Below are 23229 nucleotides of genomic sequence, written 5' to 3' on the forward strand. Positions count from 1 at the left end.
GAGGATCCGTTGTCCACCACCTACCCACCGTTCGATCCTGAGCAGCTCGACCGAGACCTGCGGCCGCTCTACCTGGAGCGACGGGCTGGCGGCTCCGAGCCGTTGGGGCCGGACACGTACCTAGCCAAGCGTGCCTGGGACCTCGACGTGACACCACCGTTGGACCAGGTGATCGCCGGGCGGGCGGTGGTGTGGGAGGACCGGGTGGTGCCCGGACCTCCGGGGGAGCCCGGTGTGCCGATCGCCGTGATCCGGCCGGCCGCCGGGCTCACCACACCCGCCGCGGTGTATTACATCCACGGTGGCGGCATGTACATGGGCACCAGGTTCCTCTTCTTGGACGCGCTCGTCGATCTCGTGGATGCCCACGGGATCACGGTGGTGTCCGTGGAGTACCGTCTGGCACCGGAGCATCCGCATCCGGCGCCGGTCGAGGACAGCTACGCGGGGCTGGTCTGGACCGCGCAGAACGCTGCTGACCTCGGTATCGACCCTCGACGGGTGCTTGTGCTCGGGGCCAGCGCGGGCGGTGGGATCGCGGCTGGGGTGGCGTTGCTGGCGCGGGATCGCGGTGGGCCGGCCATCGCTGGCCAGGCGCTGTATTGCCCGATGCTGGACGACCGCAACAACACCGTGTCGGCCCGGCAGCACTATCACATGGCGGGGTGGGACGGAGCGGCCAACCACTGGGGTTGGCGCTTCTTGCTCGGCGACGATGCTGGTGGATCCGACGTGTCTCCGTATGCCGCGCCAGCCCGTGCCCGCGACCTGTCGGCACTGCCACCAGCGTTTATCGACGTCGGTGAGTGTGAGGTGTTCCGCGACGAGGCGGTGGACTATGCGTCGCGGATCTGGGCCGAGGGAGGCCAGGCGGAGTTGCACGTCTGGGCGGGGGCGTACCACGGCTTCACGACGGATCTCCCGGAGTCCACGATCTGCCGGGCCGCGCAGGCGGCGCGTACCTCGTGGATCATGCGGGTGCTCGACCTGTAGACGGTGATCCGGACCCGGTTCGGGAGGTGGAGCCATGGCGATGGTGGTCCTGCGCCGCTTGCGTGACCTGCTCGTCATCATGGTTGTTGTCGGGACGTTCCTGTTCTTCCTGCTCCGGTCCATTCCGGGCGATCCCGCGGAGGTGTTGCTGGGGACGCGGGCGACGCCGGAGCAGTTGGAGCGGTTGCGTGAGGACCTCGGGCTCGGTGGGCCGGTGTTGTCGCAGTACGGTCATTGGATCACCAGCGCATTGGTCGGTGATCTGGGTACCTCGATCAGGTTTCAGGCGCCGGTCATGGACCTGATCCTGAGTCACGTGGTTCCGACGTTGACCCTGGCGGTGGCCAGCACCGTGGTCAGCATGCTCCTCACGGTATCGATCATCACGTGGGTCACGGTCCGGCCGCGCAGCTTCCTGGCCCGGACGGTCAACCGGGGGGTGCAGTTCGGTTTGGCGCTGCCGGACTTCTGGATGGCGCTGATCGCGATCTTCCTGTTCGCCTTGACCTTGGGGTGGTTTCCGACCAGCGGCTACACCCCGGTGCTGGACGACCCGGGGATGGCCCTGACCGAACTCGTCCTGCCGGTGGCGGTGCTGGTCATCGGGCAGACGGCGTTCTTCACCATCACCATGGAGGAGAGTGTGCTGGGTGAGCTGACCCAGCTGTACCTGAGGACCGCGCGGGCTAAGGGGATCAAGGAGACGAGGATTGCGATCCGGCACGTGCTGCCGAACTCGTTACTGCCGGTCCTCACCACGGTGGGGCTCAGTTTCGCCTCGCTCATCGGCGGGGTGGTCGTCATCGAGAGCATCTTCGTCATTCCTGGACTCGGCACGTTGTTGCTGGGTGCGGTGTACGCCCGCGACTTCCCGCTGATCCAAGGCGGGGTGTTGTTCATCGCGTTCCTCTTCGTCGCGGTCAACTTGCTGGTGGACCTCACGTACTCGCTGGCCGATCCGAAGGTGAGGGTGGCATGAGAGTGGTGGGGTTCGCGCGCCGGAACCGGACGCTCACCGTCGCCGGGGGCGCGATCGCGGCGATCGTGCTGATGGTCGTTGTCCTGCCGTTTTTCCTGCCCGACCCGAACACCACCGATCCGGGCAGCGGCCTACTGGGGATGTCCGCGGAGCACCCGATGGGCACGGACAAGTACGGTCGCGACGTGTTGAGCCGGATGATGTCGGCCGGCCGGGTGTCGATCGGAATGACCTTCTTGATCACCGTGTGCGCCGCCACCCTTGGAACGTTCATCGGTCTCGTGGCCGGCTACTTCGTCCGAACGGGCACCGTCGTCATGCGGATCGTGGACGCCTGGATGGCGTTCCCGTCGATCATCCTCGCCATCGTGTTCGCCGTGGTGATCGGGCCGGGGCCGCTCAGCGCACTGCTGGCGGTGACCATCATCTTTACCCCGTACACGGCGCGGATCATCCGGAGCCGGGTCCTGGGACTAGCGAACCGGACGTACGTACGGGCGGCCCGAGTGTCGGGGATGGGCGCCTGGAAGACCTTGCGGGTACATATCCTGCCGCATACGTTGCCGCTGGCCGTGGTGCAGTGTGTGCTCTTGTCGGCGGGGGCGATGCTCATCGACGGATCGTTGAGTTTCCTCGGACTGGGCATCTCACCTCCGACGGCCACCTGGGGCAACATGGTGGCCGAGGGGCGCGCGTACCTGCTGCAGCGGCCCACCCTGGTGGTTCTTCCAGGGTTGGCCATCGCGCTGTTCGTTTTTCTGCTCAACCTGGCTGGCAGCAGCCTGCGGGCGTTCGTCGATCCCCGGGCGCGGTTCCTGTTGGAGCAGCGGAGGCTACGGAGTCTCGGTCGGATCCGGGCCTGATGCCCGGCCCGGGCCGGGCCGGGCGACTGCGGCCACGGACGTCCGGTCCGTCGTTCCAAGGTCTGGTATCTCAGACCGAACCTGTCGTTATGGTCTCGACGGCCGGGACACCCCAGCGTACGGTGATGCCACACCTCCCCATCGCGAGATACCTGGAGATCTTCATGGAGGAGCTTGTCGGCCGGCTGACCACGCTCGACCCAGATGCGAGCGCGAGCCTGAAGGTCATCGTCTACTTCGACTCGTTGGTCGACGGCCATGCCGGCATCGAAGCGTTTCTCCGTGGAGCCGCCATCTTGACCGGCAGCGCGGCCGGGGTGGTCTATCCGGGGCGACGGATCAAGATGCGGGTCGACGAGACCGGCAACCGCACGGCGACGTCCGGGTTGGCTGCGGATCACCCCTGGCCGGCCCAGTCCTTGGGGTACGCCGACGACGCCTGGGTCTGGATCGAACGTATGGGAACACCACACGCCAACGACGCGATGGTCCTCGAACGTCTCGCCTGGGGCCTGAGAATGACCATCGAACGGTCCGAGAGCGCCATTCCGGTCGACCGCGGTGCCGGAGTCGAGATCCTGTTGGACGCGTCGGCGCTGCCGGGTGAGCGGCACCGCGCCGGTGTGCGGCTGCACCTGGCCGACACCGACACCGCTCGAGTGGTGGCGGTGCCGCCGGACGACGCACCGTCGTCGGCACGATCGTTGTCGACGGTGATGCCCACCCCGGTGGGGCCGGTGAAGGCCATCGTCGAGGTGGCCTCGGCCCGCCGCCCCGCGGTTCCACCCCCGCCGCGGGCCGGTGTCGGGCCGTGGGTCCAGGTGCGTGAACTGCCGGAGTCGTGGCGGGCGGCTGTCGTCGCGTTGCGGCTCACCGGCGCCAGCACCCCGGTTCTCATGGCCGATGAGTTGGGGCCGCTGCTGGTGTTGGCCGCAGGAGTGGATGCGCAGCCGGGGCCGATACCGGAGGTGGAGTTGCTCGACTCCGTGACGTCCACCTGGCCGTGGGCGGCGTCGACGTTGGAGGCGCTCAGCGCCCACGACAGCGTCCGGGCCGCCGCACAGGAGCTGAACGTCCATCATTCGACCGTGCAAGCGCGCTGCGAACAGTTGGAGGATGTCGTGGGTTTCAGCCTGCGCAACCAGGCCGGCCGTACTCGGATAGCGCTCGGCCTGCGCCTACAACGCCTGGTTCACAACCGGTTCGGATGACGAGCAGCCGCCGCTCACCCCACGCCTGGTTCCCCCCGCAGGAAGGCGAGGGTCGGAACGTCGACGATGTGTGCCCCGCCGTCGGCGACCAGCACGGCTCCCGTCATGTAGGACGAGTCGGATGAACCGAGGAAGCGGATGATGGACGCGATCTCCTCCGGCTCGGCCGCGCGGGCCAGGGGCAGCTCGGCGGTGGCGGCGCGGTAGCCGTCGTCGGGTTCGGCGTATCCCGCGCGGGTCATCTCGCCGTCGGCCATCGCTGTACGGACCCACCCGGGACAGACCGCGTTGGCCCGCACGCCGCGTGGCCCGTAGTCGCGGGCGATCGTGCGGGTCAGCCCGATCAGGGCGTGTTTGCCGACCGTGTAGCCGGCGACGCCGGGCCCGGCGAACAACCCGGCCAGCGACGAGACGACCACTACCTGCCCACCGGTCTCCACCAGCGCCGGCAGGGCCGCTCGGCAGAAGATGAATGCGCTGGTCAGATTCGACTTGAGCGATAGGGTCCACTCGTCGTCGTCGGTCTCGGTGACCGACGAAAGCCCGTGCCCGCCAGCGTTGGCCACGGCGACATCGAGCCGGCCGAACCGTTCCAGGGTGGCCGCCACGGCGGCGCGAGCCTGGTCGGGTTCGCTGGCGTCGGCGACCACCGCCACCGCTCCCGTGGCCGCTGCCACTTCGTCGAGGGGCTCCTTGCGGCGGCCGACGACAACGACGTGGGCGCCGGCCTCGGCGTAGAGGCGGGCTGTGGCCGCACCGATACCCGTACCGCCGCCAGTGATCATGATGACCTTGTCCTGCACCGTATTCACCGACCCGATGATGCCGGTCGGGGCGCTGCTCGGGCAGCGGGTAGATGGTGGCCTGCGGCATTCGACAACAGATGTTCGCTGCGAGTCAACGACCTGCGCGGAAGTCCCGGAGACACTAATGCGATGCCGCATACTTCAGGTCCCGGCCGCGTGAGCGAACCTCGCGAGGTCCGGCATCCGCTCGATCCGCTCACCGCGGAGGAGATCCGCGTCGGCTACGCGGTCTTGGCCGCCGCCGGCAAGCTGACCGAGTCGGTCCGGTTCCCGCAGGTGCTCCCGGTCGAGCCGGACAAGGCTACCGTGGCCGCGTTCGGTGACGGTGACCCGATCGAGCGGCGGATCATGTTCACCTTGCTGGATACCGCGACCGGCAAGTCCACCGAGGCGGTGGTGTCGGTCACCCGGAACGAGATCGTGTCGTGGACGCCGTTGCGGACCGACGAATATCCCTACGGCCAGCCGCAGTACCTGTTCGAGGAGTACGAGCGGGCTGAGGCGATCGCCAAGGCGTCGCCGGAATGGCGTGCCGCTATGACCCGCCGTGGCCTGTCCGACCGGATAGAGCACGCCTTCTGCAGTCCGCTGGCCCCCGGGTTCCATGGCCGCGACGACGAAGCCGGCCGGCGGATCATCCGGTCGTTGACGTTCCTGCGTGACGACGAGAACGACAGTCCCTGGGCGCACCCCGTCGAAGGTCTGATCGTCCATATCGACCTGACCGAGCGGCGCGTCATCCGGATCGAGGACGAGGGCGACGTACCGGTGCCTAAGGCGCCTGGCCGGTACGACGCCGCGTCGGTCGGTCCGGCGCGGACCAGCCTCAAGCAGGTGGAGATCACCCAGCCCGACGGGCCGAGCTTCCACGTCGACGGGGCCGCCGTGACCTGGGAGAACTGGAAGTTCAGGGTCGGTTTCAACGCTCGTGAGGGCCTCGTCTTGCATCAGCTGAGCTTCCGCGACGGCGACGAGGACCGGCCAGTTCTATACCGGGCGTCGGTGCCGGAGATGGTGGTGCCCTACGGCGACACGTCGCCCACCCGGTTCTGGATCAGCTACTTCGACGCGGGTGAATACCTCCTGGGCAAGAACGCCAACCCGCTGGAGCTCGGCTGCGACTGTCTCGGCGTCATCCACTATTTCGACGCGTTCGTCGCCGACGACCGCGGCAACCCGGTCAAGATCCCTCAAGTGGTGTGTATGCACGAGGAGGACTACGGGATCCTCTGGAAACACACCGACCTGGATGGCAACGCCGAGGTGCGCCGCTCGCGCAGGCTCGTCATCTCCTACTTCTCCACCGTCGGCAACTACGACTACGGCTTCTTCTGGTACCTCTACCTGGACGGATCGATCGAGCTGGAGGCGAAGGCCACCGGGATCGTGTTCGCCGGCGCCGGTCACCCAGGGTCGGCCAACCCGCACGCTCCGGAGATCGCACCCGGTGTGTTCGCGCCGGTCCATCAACACCTGTTCTGCGCCCGGCTGGACGCGGACGTCGACGGTACCCGGAACGACCTGTACGAGGTGGACGTCGTCGGGATTCCCACCGGCCCGGACAACCCACACGGCAACGCGTTCACCTGGCGCCCGCGGCAGTTGCACCGTGAACAGGAGGCGCAACGCCTCGCCGATCCGAGTACGGCCCGGGTGTGGGAGGTACGCAGCGCCGAGCGGACCAACCGGGTCGGCCAGCCGACGGCGTACCAGCTGGTGCCCAGGGCGTCGGCGACGTTACTGGCGCAGCCGGACTCGACGGTCCACGCACGGGCGACGTTTGCGTCGAAACACCTATGGGCGACCCGGTATCACCCAGGTGAGCGGTACCCGGCCGGGGATTATCCGAACGCCCACGCCGGAGGTGCGGGGCTGCCGGCGTGGACCGCAGCCGACCGCGACCTGGACGGGGCCGACGTCGTGTTGTGGCATGTCTTCGGGCCCACTCACGTGCCGAGGCCGGAGGACTGGCCCATCATGCCGGTCGACTACTCGGGTTTCCTGTTCCGCCCGTACGGCTTCCTCGACCAGAACCCGGCGCTCGATCTGCCGGCGGGCAACGGTGCTACGGCGGGCAACGACGACCACTGCCACCACCATGACCACTGAGAGAGCGGGCCGATGAGCGAGACGATCAACACTGCGACGACGGCCTCGAGTCTGTCGGACACGTCGACATGGCTGCCCCTGGACGGATTGGCCCCCGGCTTCGACGCGAACAAGGGTCCCTCGGTCGCGGACCTCGCCGGGCGGACCGTCGTCGTCGAGAATCCGGGCGGCACCGTGATCACCCACCGGTTCGGTCCGGACCGTGTGGACTGGGACTATGCCGCCGCGCCCGACGACCCGCACGGCGACGAGCAGGGGGCGGACGACTACGAGGCGTTCGCCGTCGACGACGAGCTCTACTACGTGCAGTTCCACAGCCAGGTACGGCCCGGTGACGCGGTGTCGCTGCTCCTCGACATGCGCTCCGGGCACGCACTCAGCGTGGTGACCACCATCGGCTCCGACCCGACGGCGGTGCCGCGGGTCACGCAGTCTTTTGTGGCCGGCCGGATCCGGGGTGTCGACGAGAACGGCCCGGCGCCGGCACCCACGACGTCGCTGGTGGGGCGGCGGGCGGTCTGGGTGTACAGCTCGGAACATGCCTACGAACACGTCTACCTGAGTCCGCACTGGTACACGTGGCAGTGCCTGTCCGGTCCCGAGCTGGGGCTGGCCGACACCGACGAGAACTCCACGTACCAGCTGCGGCCCGGCATCTACGTGTTCGCCTGGCGGGAGAAGGTGATCCCGTGTGCCTCGGTGACCGTCGCGGACCACCGTGATGCCCACCGGCTGCGCTCGCATGGAGTGCTGTTCGGCCTCGACAGCACGGGCCAGGCGCCGACGCACTTCACCTTCGGCGCATGGGGCCGGTTGTTGAGCACCACCGTGCATCCGCCCGGCCTCGACCCGGCCGGCCCGGCTGCGGCCCAGGAGTCCTGATCACCGGTCACCGACTCGTCGTTCCACATTCGAGATCCGAGATCGTCGACCATACGACCCGGAGGTTCACATGGTGCGTTCGGCAGACCTGATCCTCACCGGCGCGACCATCCATACGGTGGACACCGTTCGGCCACGAGGGTCGACGCTGGCGGTCGCCGACGGCAAGGTGCTCGCCGTCGGAGGTCCCGAGCTGGCCGACGAACTGCGGGGGCCCGATACCGAGGTGCGTGACGTCGGCGGCCGGTTCGTGATGCCGGGATTCGTCGACGTCCACAACCATCACGCGGTGGCCGGGCGAGCTGACCTGTTCGAGCTCACGTTCTCGGCGGACGCGTCGTTCGACGAGGTGATCGCGGCGGTTCGGGAGCACGCATCGCGGCTCGGTCCGGACGAGTGGGTGCTCGGTGGGGCTTGGGGATCGACGCTGGTGGACGCCGTCTCGCGGGAATCGGCGCGGCGCGTGCTCGACGAAGCAGCCGGTGGGCGCCCGGTGATGCTCAACGACGACAGCCGGCACAACCGGTGGGTGAACACCAAGGCCCTGGAGTTGGCCGGCCTCAACGACGCAACCGCCGACCCCGACGGTGGGCTCGTGCGCGACTCGGACACCGGTGAGCTCACCGGGGTGCTCCTCGAGGCGGCCGGCAAACCTGTCGAGGCGGCGGTGCGGACCACCCAGTCGTTCAGCGAAGAACAGCATCTGCGGTGCTCGGAGCGGGCCATCGAGATGCTGCACCCATACGGCATCACCGCGTTCCAGGACGCGGGGGTGTCCGTCGACATCATGCGGTCGTTGAAGTCACTCGACGACGCCGGCCGGTTGGCTGCGTGGGTGGTCACGTCGATGCTGATCAACGATCCGCTCTTCGGGGTGCAGCCGATCGGAGATGCCCTCATCGCCTTGGGTGACGAGTACCGGAGCACCCATCACCGGCCGGACTTCGTGAAGATCTTCCTGGACGGGGTGCCACCGACCCGCACCGCTGCGTTCCTGGAGCCGTATCTACCCGACGACGTTCATGGCGCCCACTACCACGGTGAGACGTCCATGACCCCGGATGAGCTGCTCGGATGGCTGCGCAAAGTAGCCCGGAACGGCCTGTCGGTCAAGATCCATTGCACGGGCGACGGCGCGGTCCGGGCGGCGCTCGATGCTATCGAGGTGGTGCGGGCCGAAGGCCACCGCGACGTCGGGTTCCAGATCGCTCACGGGCAGTTCGTCCACCCCGACGACATCGCCCGCTTCGGGTCGCTTGGTGTGGCCGCGGATATTTCGCCCTACATCTGGTTCCCGGGGGTCATCCCGGAGGCCATCGCCACCGTATTGCCGACGGAGCGGGCCGGCCGGATGCAGCCGAACCGGGCGTTGCTCGACTCGGGTGCGGTCGTGGCCGGTGGATCGGACTGGCCGGTGAGCGAGTCGCCGAACGCGTGGGAGGGGATTCAGGGCTTAGTGACCAGGGCCGACCCGGCTGGCCGGCACCCGGGGCGGTTGTGGCCCGAACAGGCCGTCACCCTGGAGGAGGCGATCGCCGTCTTCACGATCAACAGCGCCAAGGCGATGGGTCTGGGGCGGGTGACGGGTTCATTGGCCGCAGGGAAATCCGCGGACTTCATCGTCGTCGATCAGAATCCGTTCGAGGTGGAGGTGACGTCGCTCGCGCGTACCCGTGTGCTGGAGACATGGTTCGCCGGTCAATTGGTCTTCTCCCACCGGGGGTGATGAGTGCCAGGTGGCCGGATTGGTGACTAGCACGCAGCTTCCGCATCCTCACGGTTGAGCATCCGGGCGCTGCGCAGGGCGCAACACACGCTATAATCCTACGTCGGTAGACGTAACCTCGCTATACGATCACGTAGGATCACGCGTACCAGGGAGCCCAGGTGCCTAAGATCATCGACCATGACCAGCGCCGGAGTGACATCGTCGACGTCACCTGGGAGCTGATCACCAAGGGCGGCATCGAAGCGGCCACCATGCGCGAGATCGCCAGTGCGGCCGGCTTCGCCAACGGCGCGCTGAAGCACTACTTCCCCAGCAAGGACGACATCATCCAGGCTACGTACGAGCGGGCGCTGGAGTTGATGAAGAGCTACGTGCAGCTGGGTGAGTTGCGCGGGCTGGCGGCGCTGCGTGCGATGTGCTTGGCGGCGATGCCGATCGACGAGGAACGGATCACCGCCGGCCGGGTTTTGCTCACGTTCTGGCACGCGTCGCTGTCCAACCCGAAACTGTACGAGAAGTATTTGGAGCACGTTCGAGAGTGGCGTGCCCAGCTACACCAGCTGATCGCCGAGGGGCGCGAAGACGGCGACATCGTCACGGCGATCCCCGACGAGCAACTCGTCGACGAGATGGTCTTGCTCAACGCCGGGGCCAACGTCATGAGTTTGGTTGGACCCCAGTTCTCCACCGTCGAGTTGCAGCGGCGGCACATCGAGTCGTTTATGGACCGCCTCACCACCCCATGATCATGAACACTTTGCCGTGCCATGGCACGGCAAAGTGTTCATGATCATGGGGGTAGGGGGTGGGTTAGGCGAGCTGGCGGCGGAGGAAGGCGGCCGCCTGGGAATGTGAGCGGGCCGACGCCGGCAGTTGTGTGTACAGCCCGTAATAGCCGTGGATCTGGCCGTCATACCGGCTCAGCTCCACTGGTACCCCCGCGCGCTCCAGCCTGCGGGCGAACTCCTCACCCTCGTCCCGTAGAACGTCGTACTCGGCCGTCATCACCAGCGCCGGAGGCAGGGCGTCGAGATTGGCGGCACGCAGCGGGAGAAGGTAAGGGTGGTCGAGGTCGGCCGGATCGGCGGCATACTGCTCGAAGAAGAAGCGCATCGCGTCGGCGCCCATGCCGTAGCCGGAGGCGCACGACGTGTATGACGGGTACCCGTCGTCGGGATGGCCGTAGACCGGGCACACCGATACCTGGGCCCGGATCCGCGGGCCTCCACGGTCCCGCGCCATGAGGCACACGACCGTCGCGAGATTTCCTCCGGCGCTCTCTCCGCCCACCGCGATCCGGCTAGAGTCCAGGCCCAGGCCGGATCCCTCGCGGGCGATCCAGGAGACGGCGGCGTAGCAGTCGTCGGGTGCGGCCGGAAACGGGTTCTCGGGGGCGAGGCGGTAATCGACGGCCACGACAGCCACCCCGGCGGCGTTGCACACCGCACGGGAGGCCACCTCGTTCTCGTCCGCCGAACCAATCGTCCAGCCGCCGCCATGGAACCAGACGAACACCGGCACCGGACCGGTGGACTCGGGCAGATACACCCGGACCTTGATGTCGCCGGCCGGTCCGGGGAGCTGATGCTCGGTGACCGATGCCACCGGTTCGAGCGGGTCCGGCAGGGTGATGTTCGCGGCGAACGCGGCCCGCATCTCGGGGGCTGACACCGGCCCCGGCTGCGGTGCCGCGGCGCCGGCGGTAGCCATGCCGTCGAGTAAGGTCTGCACGGCTGGATCGAGGGTCACGGTCGAGCTCCTTCTCAGACGGCGTCGGCGACGAGGATCCGTGGGCTGCCGGGCAGGGCCGTTGTGCCCACCGGGCGCCAGCCGGTCTGCTCCAGCCAGGTGTGCACCTCCGACTCCGGGTACACGACGGTGCCGTCGATCACCAGGTACTCGCCGGCATGGAGGGCGTCGAGTGCGCGTTGGTTCTTGTTGTCGTCGAGGTAGAAGTCGAGCAGGATCAGGCGGGCGTTCGGCGTGGCGGCGGCGCGGGCGTGCCGGAGGATTTCCACGTTCTGGGCCGCGTCGAACCGGTGGATGACGTGGTTCACCATGACGATGTCGAACTCGCCGACTGGTTCCGCGGATTCGGTGGGTGCGCCGATGACGACGCTGCGGTCGTCCAGTCCCGCCGCGGTGACGTCGCTGGTCACACTGTCGGCGAACTTGGGATCGAAAACGAATGTGGTGTGCAATGCGTCGTTGGTGCGCATAGCTTCGATGCTGAAGGCGCTGGAGAGCCCACCCAGGTCGAGCATGGCGCGGTACGGGCTGAAGTCGAAGTGCTGCGCGAGCATCGCGGCGTGCAGCCGGTTGTACGTCATGACCCCACCCAGGAAGGTGCCCCAGCGGGCCTCGTCCATCCCGAGGTCTCCGGGCTGGCCGGTGTCCACGGTGGTGTCGAACTGCTGCCAATGCCCGTAGCTGATCTCGTTGAGGAAGGTGAGGTAGGGGGCGAGGTCGAGCTGGGCATGTTGGCCGGTGAGATAGGCGGCTGCTTCCGGGGTCAGTTCGTAGCGGCCGTCGGAGCGGGTCAAGAGGTTGAGCGCGGCCATGCTGTCGGCGAGGATGCGCGCGACGGTCGGGGGAACTCCGGTCTGGCTGGCGAGTTCAGCCGCGGTGAGCGGGCCGTCGGCGAGCGCGGCGAATAGCCCCGTGCGGCTGGCGGCGAACAGTTGCTTGGCGCCCATGTAGCTGACGGCGATGTCGATGATGCCGGATGGTGTGGGGGTGGCTGGCGATGTCACGGTCACGCTCCTCTGTAGTGCTGTTGGGCGGTTGCTGTTGGTGGTGATGGTGGTGGTGATGTGGCGGTGATGGTGGTGGTGATGTGGCGGTGATGGTGGCGAGGCGGAACCTGCGCGACGAAAGTCTACAGACGTTGACAATAACTGCACAAGTGCGCGTATGCTCGGAGAACGCAGGTCAAACGGGGTCTATATCGATTTCCTACAGATGTGGAATAAACCATTGACAGTGCTGGGGTGCCCTGTCAACATGTGTAGGAATATCGACCCCCTGGTCGACTCTACGACTGGCGCCAGGAAGGGAATTCTCGCTATGCCGCTGCTCGACGTCAGAGATCTGACGATCAGTGTCGTCACCGATGAAACCGAGACAGAACTCGTCCACGAGCTCTCGGTGGACCTGGAACATGGGCACACCCTGTGTATCGTCGGTGAGTCCGGCAGTGGCAAGACGGTCACCGCGCTCTCCATCATCCGCCTGTTCGAGTTCATCGCACCCGTCTATACCGACGGCGAGATCAGGGTCGACGGCGTCGACGTCACCACACTGACCGCCGACGAGATGCGCGCCTACCGCGGCACCCGGATCGGGATGATCTTCCAAGAGGCACTGGACTCGCTGAACCCGAGCCAGCGCATCGGCCCGCAACTGATCGAGGCGTACCGACGTCCGGGTACCGCCCCGCGGCAAGCCAGTCGTAAAGGCACCAAGCTGCACCGCGAGGCCGATGCCAAGGCCCGCAGCCTGCTCACCGAAGTAGGCCTGCCGGACACCGACCACATCATGGCGCAGTATCCCCACCAGCTTTCCGGCGGTATGCAGCAGCGGGTGATGATCGCGATGTCGCTGATGTCGGACCCGGACCTGCTCATCGCCGACGAGCCCACCACCGCCCTCGACGTCACGACTCAGGCCGAGATCCTGACGCTGTTCCGTAGGGTGCAGAAGGAGCACCAGACCGCGTGTGTCTTCATCACCCACGACATGGGTGTAGCCGCCGAGATCGCCGATCGCATCGCGGTGATGTACCAGGGCCGGTTGGTGGAGCTCGGTACCGCACGGGAGGTCTTGACCGCCCCCCAACACCCCTACACCCGGGCGTTGCTGGAGTGTGTGCCGCAGCTCGGCGTACGCCGCCGGGATGGATTCCCCACCATCTCCAGCGCCATGCTGAAAGCGGCCGTGGAAGGTGGCGACGTCTCCGGGGTGTCAGCCACCGAGACGGTCCGGATCACCGAACCCGCGGCACCCATCGACGCCGATGCGGACACCCCGTCGGTGGTGATCGACCGGGTGTCCAAGGTGTTCGGTGGCCGCAGCGGCCCCCTAGCGCGAGTGCTGCCGCCCAAACAGGAGGTGCACGCGGTCAAGGAGGTCTCGCTCGAAATCCCGCCCGGGGAGTTCTTCGGCCTGGTCGGTGAATCGGGCTCGGGCAAAACGACTCTCGGGCGCATCGTCAGTGCCCTTCAGCCGCCGACCAGTGGCGCCGTCCGGTTCGGCGAGCACCGGTTCGACCAGGACGGCCTGCACGGCAGCGAGCGGAGTTTCCGCCAGCGAGTGCAGATGATCTTCCAAGACCCGCAGAGCTCCCTCGATCCGCGCCACACGACGGCCCGCATCATCGCCGAGCCACTACGTGAGCTGGGCCTGGCCCGGGGCGCCGCGCTGCGCCGCCGGGTGACCGAACTCATCGACGAGGTTGGCCTACCGGCCGACTGCGCCGACCGGCTGCCGTCCCAGCTCTCGGGCGGGCAGCGCCAGCGGGTGGCGATCGCCCGGGCGATCGCGGCCGCTCCCCAGCTGATCGTCGCCGACGAACCGACGTCGGCGCTCGATGTCTCGGTGCAGGGGCAGGTCATGAACCTGCTACTGCAACTCCAGCGCAGCCACAACATCAGTTTTCTGTTCATCACGCACAACCTCAGCCTGGTGTTGTCCGTCGCCGACCGCGTCGGCGTGATGTACAAGGGCGACCTCATCGAGGTCGACTCACCCGAGGCCATCCGCACCTCGTCCACACACCAGTACACCCAGCGGCTGCTAGCCGCCAACCCCGACCTGTCGAACTACCAGCGCCGGAACAGCTGAGTGGCGCTCCGATTCGTGCTCTCCTACCACTAAAAGGAAGCCAGCCATGAACCAACGACCCAGCAGACGGCGTCTATTCGCCCCCGCGCTCGTCGCGGTGACCGCCGCCTCCCTCGCGCTCACCGCGTGTGGCGGTGACGACGCGTCGTCGGCCGACCCGGGCGGGGACAGCGGTGATGGAGCCGCGGCCGGTGAACCCGTCGTCGGCGGGGACCTCATCGTCGCGATTCCCTCTGACCCGCAGTCGCTCGATGGTGCGGTCAACCCCACCCAGGTAGCAGTTCACCTGAGCACGATGCTCTACGAGAAGCTCTTCGACGTCGACCGCGACAACGCCGCGCATCCCATGCTCGTCGACGAGTACGAGGTCAGCGAGGATGGCCTGACCTACACCTTCACCCTGCGCGACGGCATCACGTTCCACGACGGTGCCGCGCTCACCTCGGCTGACGTCGTCGCCAGCCTCGAACGATGGCTGGAGTTCAACGGCACCGGCCAGGTCGTCGCACCTGATGTCGCCTCCGTCGAGGCCACGGACGATCTCACCGTGGTGTTGACGCTGAACAATCCCCGATACCCGCTCATCAACGAGCTGGCCAGCCCGGGTGCACACATCTTCCGGGCGGAGCTGATCGAGGGTCTGGACGCGGAGGGCTTCGACGTCGATGGCGCCATCGGTACCGGGCCCTACCAGCTGCGGAACTGGGACACCGGCCAAGAGGTCGTCCTCGAGCGGTTCGACGGCTACCAGTCCCGCACCGAGGAAGGGCTCGGCGGACACGTCGGCGCCAAACACGCCTATCTCGACACTGTGACGTTCAAGGTGGTTGGTGATCAGGATGCGCTGATCAACGGGTTGCTGACAGACCAGTGGCACCACATCATGCCGACGCCAGATCACTATGACCGGCTCCAGGCCGAACCAGGGGTGGAGGTGTCGATTCTTAGTGGTGGCGACTTGAACGTCGTTATTCCCAACCACGACGAGAGTTCCATCTTCTCCGACCCGGAGGCCCGGCAGGCGCTGAACCTAGCCCTCGACAAGTCGGCTATCAACGCCACTACCGGTGGGAACCCGGAGATCCTCGTCGAGGATGGAGCGTTCGTCTCGCCGGACAACACCGACTTCTACTCCACCGAAGGCGCCGAGATCTACGAGGCATACGACCCCGAACGTGCCAAAGAGATGTTCACCGAGGCGGGTTTGAACGAGGGCGACACCCTGCGCATCGTCACGTCGTCAACCTTCCCGCAATTCAACCAGTGGGCGGTGCTCATCCAGGATCAGCTTGGTGAGCTGGGCTACAACGTGCAGATCGACCCGTACGACTTCACCACGATGCTGAGCATCCTCGGTGAAGAAGACTGGGATCTCACGATGCTCTTCTTCAACGGCTTCCTCAACTCGCCACAGCAGATGCCGCCGTTGAATCTCGGTGGGCTGAACGGCTCGGGCTCGGACGAGATGGTCGGCTTGCTCGCCGCATACAACGCCGTGGAGAACGAGGAACAGGCCAAGGAGATCGTGGACCAGCTCCAGGCCCTGGTGTGGGAGGAACTGCCGGTCATCGTGCTGAGCTCCGGTCGGCCATACGCGGCCTACTCGCCTGACCTCAGGGGTTACGACAACTACTGGCGCGTCTTCTGGAACTCCTGGCTCGAGGAGTGACGACCTTGTGGCAGGGGTCGACTCGGCCCCTGCCACACCGTACGACTCGACGGGAAAGAAAGGGCTGGTAGTGACAGGGCTACTCTTTCGGCGGCTACGCGATCTGATCATCATTCTGCTGGTGGTCGGCACCATGATGTTCTTCATCATCCGGCTGATACCGGGTGACCCAGCCGTCGCCATTCTCGGTGCCAACCCCCAACCGCAGGAGCTAGCGAATCTGCGGGATGCACTTGGGCTTGACGGTTCCCTTCTCCAGCAGTACTTCGCCTGGCTGGGCCAGGTGGTGACGGGTAACCTCGGTCAGTCGATCACCCATCATGACTCGGTGCTTTCGGTGATCGGCCGGCATATCGCACCGACGCTGACACTGGCGGTGCTGAGCACCAGCATCAGCTTCTGCATCGCGGTAGCGATCACCACCTGGAACACGGTGCGGCCGCGCGGCATCCTCTCCCGGATGGTCAACCAGATGGCGCCGCTCGGGATGGCGATCCCGGACTTCTGGAGCTCGTTGATGTTCATCCTCATCTTCGCGCTCACCCTGAGATGGCTGCCGTCCAGCGGTTATACCAACCTGTTCAGTGATCCGATCGGTGCTATCCCCGGACTCGTCCTCCCGGTGACGGCACTGGTGATCGGTCAGTCGGCGTTGTACACGTTGGTGTTGCGGGAAAGTGTGCTCAGCGAGTTGTCGCACGCCTATCTGCGCACCGCCCGGAACAAGGGTTTGTCGGAGTCGCAGGTGGCGATCCGGCATGTCCTGCCGAACGCGTTGATGCCGATCCTGACCATCGTGGGTACCAACTTCGCGGTGCTGGTGGGGGGCATCGTGATCATCGAGAGTATCTTCGTGATCCCCGGGCTCGGCTCCCTGTTGCTGGGTGCCATCCACACCCGCGACTTCCCACTCATCCAAGGCATCACCTTGTTCGTGGCCCTGCTGTTCGTGCTGGTGAATCTGATCGTCGACCTCTCCTACACCTTGATCGACCCGAAGGTGCGTGTCTCATGACGTCTCCCGTTCTTGAACCGGTGGCTGAGCTGGCGGCCCCGTCCCGCGGCAGCCTCTCCCACCGGCTCCGGCGCGCGGTACGTCGCAACCGGGTGCTGACCGTTGGCACGCTGCTGCTCGGACTCATCGTCGTCATGGTGATCGTGTTGCCGTTCTTCCTGCCCAGCAGCACCGCCACCGACCCCGCCAACCGTCTGTTGGCACCGTCCGGCGAGCACCTTCTTGGCACCGACCTCTATGGCCGAGACGTGCTCAGCCGCCTCGTGGAGGGCGGGCGGGCCTCACTGGGCATGGCGGTGTTGATCACCCTCTGTGCGGGCACCGCGGGCATGATGATCGGGATGATCAGCGGGTATTTCCGGGCCGCGGATGCGATCCTCATGCGGGTGATGGACGCCTGGATGGCTTTCCCCGGCATCATCCTCGCCACCGCCCTGGCCGTCGCCTTCGGCGCGAGCATGTGGACCGTGCTGACCGCGTTGTCGGTGATCTTCACCCCGTTTGTTGCCAGGGTGATCCGGAGCCGGGTGCTCGGTGTCGCCACGAAGTCGTTCATCGAAGCCGCCCGGGTGTCCGGCATGGGCCGGTGGAAGATCCTGTTCGTGCATATCTTCCCGAACGTGTTGCCGTTGGCGGTGGTCCAGGTCATCATCCTGGCCGCGGCGGCGATGCTGATCGACGGGGCGCTGAGCTTCCTGGGCCTGGGTATCGCTCCGCCCACGCCCACCTGGGGCAACATGATCGCCGAGGGCCGTGCGTACATGCATGACGCACCGTGGCTGGTGATCGTGCCTGGGCTGGCCATCATCATGTGTGTCTATCTGTTCAACCTGGTAGGGGCCAGCCTGCGTCTCGTCGTCGATCCGCGCAGCCGCACGTTGAGTGAGCTCCAGCGGCTACGTGCCCGCGGGCAAGGGCCGCGCCGCCGCCAGGCCAATGATGCCGATGGCGCCGAGCCGCGTACCGGTGAGCTGAAGCAACCGGCCGAACCCATTGACGAGAGGATCTGAGCGATCATGACGCAGTCCACCCTGGAGCTAGCGGTACGCCGCTTCACCCCGGACGGACCCGTGAGCGGCCCACCAGTGCTGCTCGTCCACGGTTTCACCTCCGACGGCGAAAGCGACTGGCTGGGTAGCGGCTGGCCGGCAGCGTTGACGGCGGCCGGCCGGGTGGTTCTCGTTCCTGACCTGCCGGGACACGGGACGAGTCCGGTCCCGCGTGGCGTGGCCGATGCCCTGCCGAGTGCCATGGTGGCTGCACTACTGGACGTGGTGGCGAGCGAATCTTCCGGGCCGGTAAACGTGGTCGCCTACTCGCTGGGTGCTCGGCTGGCGTGGGAACTTCCGAAGGCGTCGGTGACGGTATCGCATCTCGTCCTCGGCGGGATCAGCCCGCGTGAGCCGTTCGGTGCGCTGGACACGGAGGTCCTGCTGGCCGTCGCTGAGCAGGGGGCCGACCCGGGTGATCCGTTGACGGGGATGGTGGCGTCGATGATCACTGCACCTGGCCGGAACACCCGAGCGCTGGTGACGTGTGTGGAGGGCCTGAAGGCCGAGCCGTTCTCACCGTCCCCCTCGGATATCGACGTGCCGGCGCTGTTCGTGGCCGGTGACGCCGATCCGGTCGCGGCCGGGATCGAGGAGCTGGTGGAGCTGGTGGACGGCGCCCAGTTGTGGAAGGTTCCCGGCGATCACCTCAGCACACTGCACGGCCCGGACTTCCAGCGCGTCGCGGTCGATTTCCTCACCACCCCTCGGTGATCGTCAGCGGTTCCGTGTCGCTATAGCGACACGGAACCGCTGACGATCACGCGGAGTGGAGCGTGGGCTAACTACCAGGTGCCGTCGGCGTTGACGTCGCGGTCGAGCCACAGGTCTTCGAGGGCCTGCCGGACCGCTGGTCCGTGTTCCCGCCACAACCGCAGCGCGCCGAGGTTGTCGTCGAACTGGCTGCGCCGGCTGACACCGAACAGCACATTGGCGACGGCGTCGTATTGGAGGCAGAACGCGATGGCGACCTGGGCGGGAGTCGCGTCGAAGGTGGTGGCGACCGCCGCTACTGTGTCGGCAGCGTCGCGGATGGCGTCGCGGATTCCCCCGGGGTCGGCGCCGATCTTGCGCTCCGGGTGTTTCTTGCCGACCAGGATGCCGCCCTCGAAGATGTCGGAGGCCTGCATGGCGAGCCGGCCAGCGGCGAAGTGTTGGCCGTAGAAGTCGCCCTCGGCCATCGATCGGCGCACCACGCTGTACTTGAGCTGGGTGAATGCGGGCGGAGTGAGTCCCTCCGCGGTGGCGAAGTCGATGGCTAGGTCGAGGTCGGCGGCGGGCCAATTGTTCACCCCCCACGACGAGAACCAGCCGGCCTGGATCTGTTCGTGTACGTCGGTCACGATCTGCCGGATGTCGGGACGCTCCATGTAGTCACCGACGACGACGGTCTCGGCCGCATCGACCCCGACCCGCTCGAACGACGTGGCGAGCTGTTCGGCGAACCCGACCTTCGGGTACTCCCACAACCAGAGTTTCCCGCAGAGCTGGTACTGCTCCCGTCGGAGTCCGGCGGCGCGGACGGCCTCGCCGAAGATGATGTCGGTTCGCGCCTGCTCGGTGTGTGGGCCCATGTTGTAGTGGGCGACATCGAACAGGGTGACACCGGCGTCGACGCTGGTCCGCACTAAATCGACGACGTCGTCGAACACCATCCGATCCCACGTGTTCCACGATCCGAGGCCGAAGATCGACGTCTCTGGGCCCGCTGGGCCGAGCCGCTTGGTGGGTATCGCGCCATGGTCGTTCACGTCGGCCTCCACTCATATTCCTGTATTTCTACAAGCGTATAATAAAAGCCGTCGGTACATTCCGCTCACGCCGGCGCGACCGTCGTCGAGTTGTTCACTACCCCGGACACGGTGGCCGGGATATTCCTGCCCGCTGTGTCACCTGCTCGAGGGCGGGTCGCTCATGGTGCGCCCGGCAAGCCACCCCGATTGATCACCGCCTGGTACCACCTGGCGCTGTCTTTGGGAACCCGGTTCTGGGTCGGGTAGTGGACGAACACGATGCCGAACCGTTTGCGGTAGCCCTCGGCCCACTCGAAGTTGTCCAGCAGCGACCACACGAGATACCCACGCACGTCCACTCCGGCAGAGAGCGCGGCATGGACGGCGCGCAGGTGGCCGTCCAGGTAGTGGATCCGGTCCGGGTCTGCCACTCGGTCGGTTGCTGGGTCGTGATGGTCGTCGAACGCGGCACCGTTCTCCGTGATCCAGATCGGCACCCCGCTGTAATCCGCGGCCAGCCTGGTCAGCAGCGTCGTGAAGCTAGCCGGCTCGATCGGCCAGCCCATCGCCGTCACCGGTCCGGGAACGGCCTGGAACTCGATGCCGTCGCTGCCGGGATAGACCGCCGACGGAGGTGTGCCGGCCCGGGCCGCGACGACGGTGGGGGTGTAGTAGTTCACGCCCAGCAGGTCCAATGGTGCGGCGATGATGTCGTCGTCGCCGGGCTGCATCCAGGCTGGATCGGTGAATCGGCGAACCACATCCACCACGTCGGCCGGATAGCCACGGCCGAACAGCGGGTCCAGGAAGATCCGGTTGTGCAGCCCGTCGATCGTCCGGGCCGCTGCCGCGTCGTCCTCCGCGCTCGGATCGGCCGGGCGGACCGCCGCCGGGTTCAGCGTGATGCCGATCTCGCCGGCTCCGGCGTCGCGCAACGAGCGCACCGCGAGCCCGTGGCCGAGGAGCAGATGATGGGCAGCAGCGAAGGCGGCCGCCGGGTCGGTGCGGCCCGGGGCATGGATCCCGGAGGCGTAGCCGAGGAACGCCGCACACCAGGGCTCATTGAGCGTGATCCAGCGGTGCACCCGGTCGCCCAGCCGTTCGTGGACGAGGGCCGCGTACTCGGCGAACCGGTAGGCGGTGTCGCGGGTCGCCCAGCCGCCGTCGTCCTCCAGCGCCTGGGGCAGATCCCAGTGATACAGCGTCACGATCGGTTCGATGCCGTGACCGAACAGGGAGTCGACCAGGCGATCGTAGAAGTCGAGGCCGGCAGGGTTGGCCGGGCCGCTGCCACGTGGCTGGATCCGCGGCCACGCGATCGAGAACCGGTAGGCGCCGAGACCGAGACGCGCCATCAAGGCCACGTCGTCCGGATAACGGTGGTAATGATCGCAGGCGGTGTCGCCGGTGTCGCCATCGTGGACCGCACCCGGGGTGTGGCTGAAGGTGTCCCAGATGGACGCGCCGCGGCCGTCTACGGTGGCCGCACCCTCGATCTGGTACGCCGCGGTAGCCGCGCCCCATACGAATCCGGGCGGAAACGTGACTGGCGCCGCCATGTCCGGCGAGGTATGGCTGGTGGCTTGGGTGCTCATTCTCTGACCGCTCCTCGCATGATGCCGCCGATGATCCGCGTGCCGAGTACGACGAAGGCCACCAGCTGTGGCAGTGCGGCCAGCAGTGTGTCCCCGTCAATAGTAGAGAGAAGTTCCGTGACATGGCCGCTGCTGAGATCCGACAGTGCCACCTGGGCGGTGTCGTCGGCGGGCTAGGAGCGCACTACCAGCGGCCAAGGCGTCGTCGTGCCGAACGGCCGAGAGGACACCTCCAGATGATCGTCACGGCGATGAAGGGGTTGTCGACTGTGCTGTTTTTCTACGGCCGTATAAGATAAGCGCCCAGCGGCGGCCACCCAGCCGCATAAACGAAGGGAGTGGTAATGCCGGCATCGAACAGCACGGAACGCCCCGAACCCCGGACGGTAGTGGTCACGGGGGGTGCCAGCGGGATCGGGCGAGGGGTTGCCGAGGCATTCACCGCGGCCGGCGATCACGTCGTCATCGCCGACGTCTCCGCCGACCAGGCCAATGCCGTGGCGGACGAGATCGGGGCGGCGCACCAACAGGTGGACATCAGTGACGAGGACTCGGTACTCGCCCTCATAGCCGGGCTGGAGGATGCCGGCCGGACCGTCGACGTCCTCGTGAACAACGCCGGCTTAGCCGGGGGCGGCGGACCAATCGTCGAGCTTCCCGTCGAGATCTTCGACACCTGCACGAGGATCAACTTCCGGGGCACGTTCCTCATGACCCGCGCGGTTGGTGCGCATATGATCCGGCACGAGAATCGGGGCGCCATCGTCAACATCTCCTCGATCGGCGCCCGCCAACCCACCCCTGGCCTCGGGCACTACGAAGCCACCAAAGCCGCGGTCGACGCGCTGACCAGGTCGGCCGCGGTGGAGCTGGCCGGGCACGGGATCCGGGTCAACGCGGTCGCGCCGGGTCCGGTCCTCACCCCGATGACCGCCGGATTCGCGTCCAACGTCGAGGCTCGCGCGGCGTGGGAGGCACGTATTCCGCTGGGCACGATCGCTCAAGTGTCCGACGTCGTACCCGCGGTGGTCTTCCTGGCGTCGGCCGAGGCGCGGCACATCACCGGCGCCTGCCTACAGGTCGACGGCGGCCAGTTGCTCACCTGATCTCCGTTTGGTCACCTGATCGTTTCCTCAGGGGCGATCAGGTGTGCCAACGGCGGTGGGCGGCGCGGTGTGGTGCATCTGATCGCGTCTTTGAGTGTGGACGCGTGGCGATCAGATGCGTCGCAAACGTGTGCGGTAGCTGTGCATACATCTGATCGACCGCGCGCCCATCGCGCTCGCCGCGCCCGTCGCGGGTGTCGGTGTCGGCGTGCGTTGTGGCGACTCCCACCCCTCGGTTGGTTGCAGTAAGTCTGCTTGTTGTTGCCCTGGTGACAGTAAGCGTCCTTGTGCCCGGGGTGGATGCCGCGGTGAGCCTCCTTGTTGTTGCCGGGACACTCACCACGCTTTCCTTGCGACGTGGGGCGGTGTTGCCCTGGCCCCGTACTGCGCTACCGCCAGATGGCGTTAAGGCCCGAATCCGGCTCTTAACGCCATCTGGCGGTAGCGCAGTGCGCGATAGCGCGTTGGGACCTGGCACCCATCCGGCCCGACGTCGCCACAGTGCGCCTTTCACCATCGTCGGCACCCCTGAACCTGTGATGAGGCAACTCGCCTGCTCCAGAGGAGTGAAGACGGGCCGACGCGGTATATGTCGCGCAGCCCGACGCCTACCTTCGACTGACGGCAGCCCCAGCCAGCGTCACACTC

20 protein-coding genes are annotated in these 23229 nt (G+C 66.8%); 14 read left to right on the plus strand and 6 right to left on the minus strand.

Going from position 1 to position 23229, the window contains the following annotated elements; translation table 11 throughout:
- Positions 1-9 precede the first annotated feature (9 nt).
- From G8760_RS03240 to G8760_RS03255, 4 genes are all read left to right on the plus strand, one after another.
- Complete coding sequence (locus tag G8760_RS03240) at positions 10-993, plus strand: alpha/beta hydrolase (protein ID WP_166346513.1); 984 nt, start codon at positions 10-12, stop codon at positions 991-993.
- A gap of 34 nt (positions 994-1027) precedes the next feature.
- A complete protein-coding gene (locus G8760_RS03245; RefSeq protein ID WP_166346516.1) occupies positions 1028-1972 on the plus strand; it encodes an ABC transporter permease in 945 nt (314 codons plus the stop codon).
- Positions 1969-2835 carry an ABC transporter permease gene (locus G8760_RS03250; RefSeq protein WP_166346519.1) on the plus strand — a complete coding sequence of 289 codons (867 nt, stop codon included), beginning with the start codon at positions 1969-1971 and terminating at the stop codon, positions 2833-2835. Before G8760_RS03245 ends, G8760_RS03250 begins: the two co-directional genes overlap by 4 nt.
- Positions 2836-2960: 125 nt before the next feature.
- A complete protein-coding gene (locus G8760_RS03255; RefSeq protein ID WP_166346522.1) occupies positions 2961-4046 on the plus strand; it encodes a helix-turn-helix domain-containing protein in 1086 nt (361 codons plus the stop codon).
- A gap of 14 nt (positions 4047-4060) precedes the next feature.
- On the opposite strand, the gene G8760_RS03260 is transcribed toward G8760_RS03255, so the two are convergent.
- Complete coding sequence (locus G8760_RS03260; protein WP_246222411.1) at positions 4061-4858, minus strand: SDR family NAD(P)-dependent oxidoreductase; 798 nt, start codon at positions 4856-4858, stop codon at positions 4061-4063.
- A gap of 123 nt (positions 4859-4981) precedes the next feature.
- Here G8760_RS03260 and G8760_RS03265 point away from each other — a divergent pair, with 123 nt between their 5' ends.
- The 4 genes from G8760_RS03265 to G8760_RS03280 all read left to right on the plus strand — a co-directional run bounded on the left by G8760_RS03265 (position 4982) and on the right by G8760_RS03280 (position 10318).
- On the plus strand, positions 4982-6961 hold the full coding sequence (locus G8760_RS03265; RefSeq protein WP_166346525.1) for a primary-amine oxidase: 1980 nt from the start codon (positions 4982-4984) through the stop codon (positions 6959-6961).
- Positions 6962-6973: 12 nt separating this feature from the next.
- Entirely contained in the window at positions 6974-7843 is an 870-nt protein-coding gene (locus tag G8760_RS03270; RefSeq protein ID WP_166346528.1) for a molybdenum cofactor biosynthesis F family protein, read from the plus strand.
- A 70-nt stretch (positions 7844-7913) separates the two neighbouring features.
- A complete protein-coding gene (locus tag G8760_RS03275; protein WP_166346531.1) occupies positions 7914-9569 on the plus strand; it encodes an amidohydrolase in 1656 nt (551 codons plus the stop codon).
- Between the two features lie 161 nt (positions 9570-9730).
- Entirely contained in the window at positions 9731-10318 is a 588-nt protein-coding gene (locus G8760_RS03280) for a TetR/AcrR family transcriptional regulator (protein WP_166346534.1), read from the plus strand.
- A 64-nt stretch (positions 10319-10382) separates the two neighbouring features.
- On the opposite strand, the gene G8760_RS03285 is transcribed toward G8760_RS03280, so the two are convergent.
- Positions 10383-11321 (minus strand): alpha/beta hydrolase, encoded by a 939-nt coding sequence (locus G8760_RS03285; protein WP_207781966.1) that lies wholly within the window; start codon positions 11319-11321, stop codon positions 10383-10385.
- 14 nt (positions 11322-11335) lie between these two features.
- Positions 11336-12268, minus strand: a complete 933-nt coding sequence (locus G8760_RS03290; RefSeq protein WP_484549607.1) for a methyltransferase family protein — start codon at positions 12266-12268, stop codon at positions 11336-11338.
- A gap of 370 nt (positions 12269-12638) precedes the next feature.
- Between G8760_RS03290 and G8760_RS03295 the strand changes: the two genes are divergently transcribed.
- From G8760_RS03295 to G8760_RS03315, 5 genes are read left to right on the plus strand one after another with little or no spacing between them, the layout of a single operon-like run.
- Positions 12639-14414 carry a dipeptide ABC transporter ATP-binding protein gene (locus G8760_RS03295; protein ID WP_166346540.1) on the plus strand — a complete coding sequence of 592 codons (1776 nt, stop codon included), beginning with the start codon at positions 12639-12641 and terminating at the stop codon, positions 14412-14414.
- A 46-nt stretch (positions 14415-14460) separates the two neighbouring features.
- Positions 14461-16083 (plus strand): ABC transporter substrate-binding protein, encoded by a 1623-nt coding sequence (locus G8760_RS03300; RefSeq protein ID WP_166346543.1) that lies wholly within the window; start codon positions 14461-14463, stop codon positions 16081-16083.
- Between the two features lie 7 nt (positions 16084-16090).
- Complete coding sequence (locus G8760_RS03305) at positions 16091-17098, plus strand: ABC transporter permease (protein ID WP_207781967.1); 1008 nt, start codon at positions 16091-16093, stop codon at positions 17096-17098.
- Positions 17095-18108, plus strand: coding sequence for an ABC transporter permease (locus G8760_RS03310; RefSeq protein ID WP_166346546.1), 1014 nt, complete (start codon positions 17095-17097; stop codon positions 18106-18108). The genes G8760_RS03305 and G8760_RS03310 overlap by 4 nt, the downstream gene beginning before the upstream one ends.
- A 6-nt stretch (positions 18109-18114) precedes the next feature.
- The gene (locus G8760_RS03315; RefSeq protein ID WP_166346549.1) at positions 18115-18861 is read left to right on the plus strand and encodes an alpha/beta fold hydrolase; all 747 of its coding nucleotides are present in this window, start codon (positions 18115-18117) and stop codon (positions 18859-18861) included.
- A 71-nt stretch (positions 18862-18932) separates the two neighbouring features.
- On the opposite strand, the gene G8760_RS03320 is transcribed toward G8760_RS03315, so the two are convergent.
- From G8760_RS03320 to G8760_RS03330, 3 genes are all read right to left on the minus strand, one after another.
- Positions 18933-19898, minus strand: coding sequence for an aldo/keto reductase (locus G8760_RS03320; RefSeq protein WP_207781968.1), 966 nt, complete (start codon positions 19896-19898; stop codon positions 18933-18935).
- Positions 19899-20059: 161 nt separating this feature from the next.
- A complete protein-coding gene (locus G8760_RS03325) occupies positions 20060-21475 on the minus strand; it encodes a GH1 family beta-glucosidase (protein WP_211198932.1) in 1416 nt (471 codons plus the stop codon).
- The gene (locus G8760_RS03330; RefSeq protein ID WP_166346552.1) at positions 21472-21627 is read right to left on the minus strand and encodes a hypothetical protein; all 156 of its coding nucleotides are present in this window, start codon (positions 21625-21627) and stop codon (positions 21472-21474) included. Before G8760_RS03330 ends, G8760_RS03325 begins: the two co-directional genes overlap by 4 nt.
- Before the next feature lie 192 nt (positions 21628-21819).
- On the opposite strand from G8760_RS03330, the gene G8760_RS03335 reads away from it, so the two are divergent.
- On the plus strand, positions 21820-22581 hold the full coding sequence (locus tag G8760_RS03335) for an SDR family NAD(P)-dependent oxidoreductase (protein WP_166346555.1): 762 nt from the start codon (positions 21820-21822) through the stop codon (positions 22579-22581).
- Positions 22582-23229: the final 648 nt, after the last annotated feature.

This window comes from Phytoactinopolyspora limicola (assembly GCF_011320225.1).
Lineage (GTDB): Bacteria > Actinomycetota > Actinomycetes > Jiangellales > Jiangellaceae > Phytoactinopolyspora > Phytoactinopolyspora limicola.

Excerpts from the sequence above, each read along its gene's own strand:
- G8760_RS03315 (WP_166346549.1), top strand. The coding sequence starts at position 18,115 with ATGACGCAGTCCACCCTGGAGCTAGCGGTACGCCGCTTCACCCCGGAC.
- G8760_RS03275 (WP_166346531.1), top strand. The coding sequence starts at position 7,914 with ATGGTGCGTTCGGCAGACCTGATCCTCACCGGCGCGACCATCCATACG.
- G8760_RS03300 (WP_166346543.1), top strand. The coding sequence starts at position 14,461 with ATGAACCAACGACCCAGCAGACGGCGTCTATTCGCCCCCGCGCTCGTC.
- G8760_RS03245 (WP_166346516.1), top strand. The coding sequence starts at position 1,028 with ATGGCGATGGTGGTCCTGCGCCGCTTGCGTGACCTGCTCGTCATCATG.
- G8760_RS03310 (WP_166346546.1), top strand. The coding sequence starts at position 17,095 with ATGACGTCTCCCGTTCTTGAACCGGTGGCTGAGCTGGCGGCCCCGTCC.
- G8760_RS03255 (WP_166346522.1), top strand. The coding sequence starts at position 2,961 with ATGCCACACCTCCCCATCGCGAGATACCTGGAGATCTTCATGGAGGAG.
- G8760_RS03325 (WP_211198932.1), bottom strand. The coding sequence starts at position 21,475 with ATGAGCACCCAAGCCACCAGCCATACCTCGCCGGACATGGCGGCGCCA.
- G8760_RS03270 (WP_166346528.1), top strand. The coding sequence starts at position 6,974 with ATGAGCGAGACGATCAACACTGCGACGACGGCCTCGAGTCTGTCGGAC.
- G8760_RS03265 (WP_166346525.1), top strand. The coding sequence starts at position 4,982 with ATGCCGCATACTTCAGGTCCCGGCCGCGTGAGCGAACCTCGCGAGGTC.
- G8760_RS03335 (WP_166346555.1), top strand. The coding sequence starts at position 21,820 with ATGCCGGCATCGAACAGCACGGAACGCCCCGAACCCCGGACGGTAGTG.
- G8760_RS03290 (WP_484549607.1), bottom strand. The coding sequence starts at position 12,268 with ATGGGCGCCAAGCAACTGTTCGCCGCCAGCCGCACGGGGCTATTCGCC.
- G8760_RS03295 (WP_166346540.1), top strand. The coding sequence starts at position 12,639 with ATGCCGCTGCTCGACGTCAGAGATCTGACGATCAGTGTCGTCACCGAT.
- G8760_RS03250 (WP_166346519.1), top strand. The coding sequence starts at position 1,969 with ATGAGAGTGGTGGGGTTCGCGCGCCGGAACCGGACGCTCACCGTCGCC.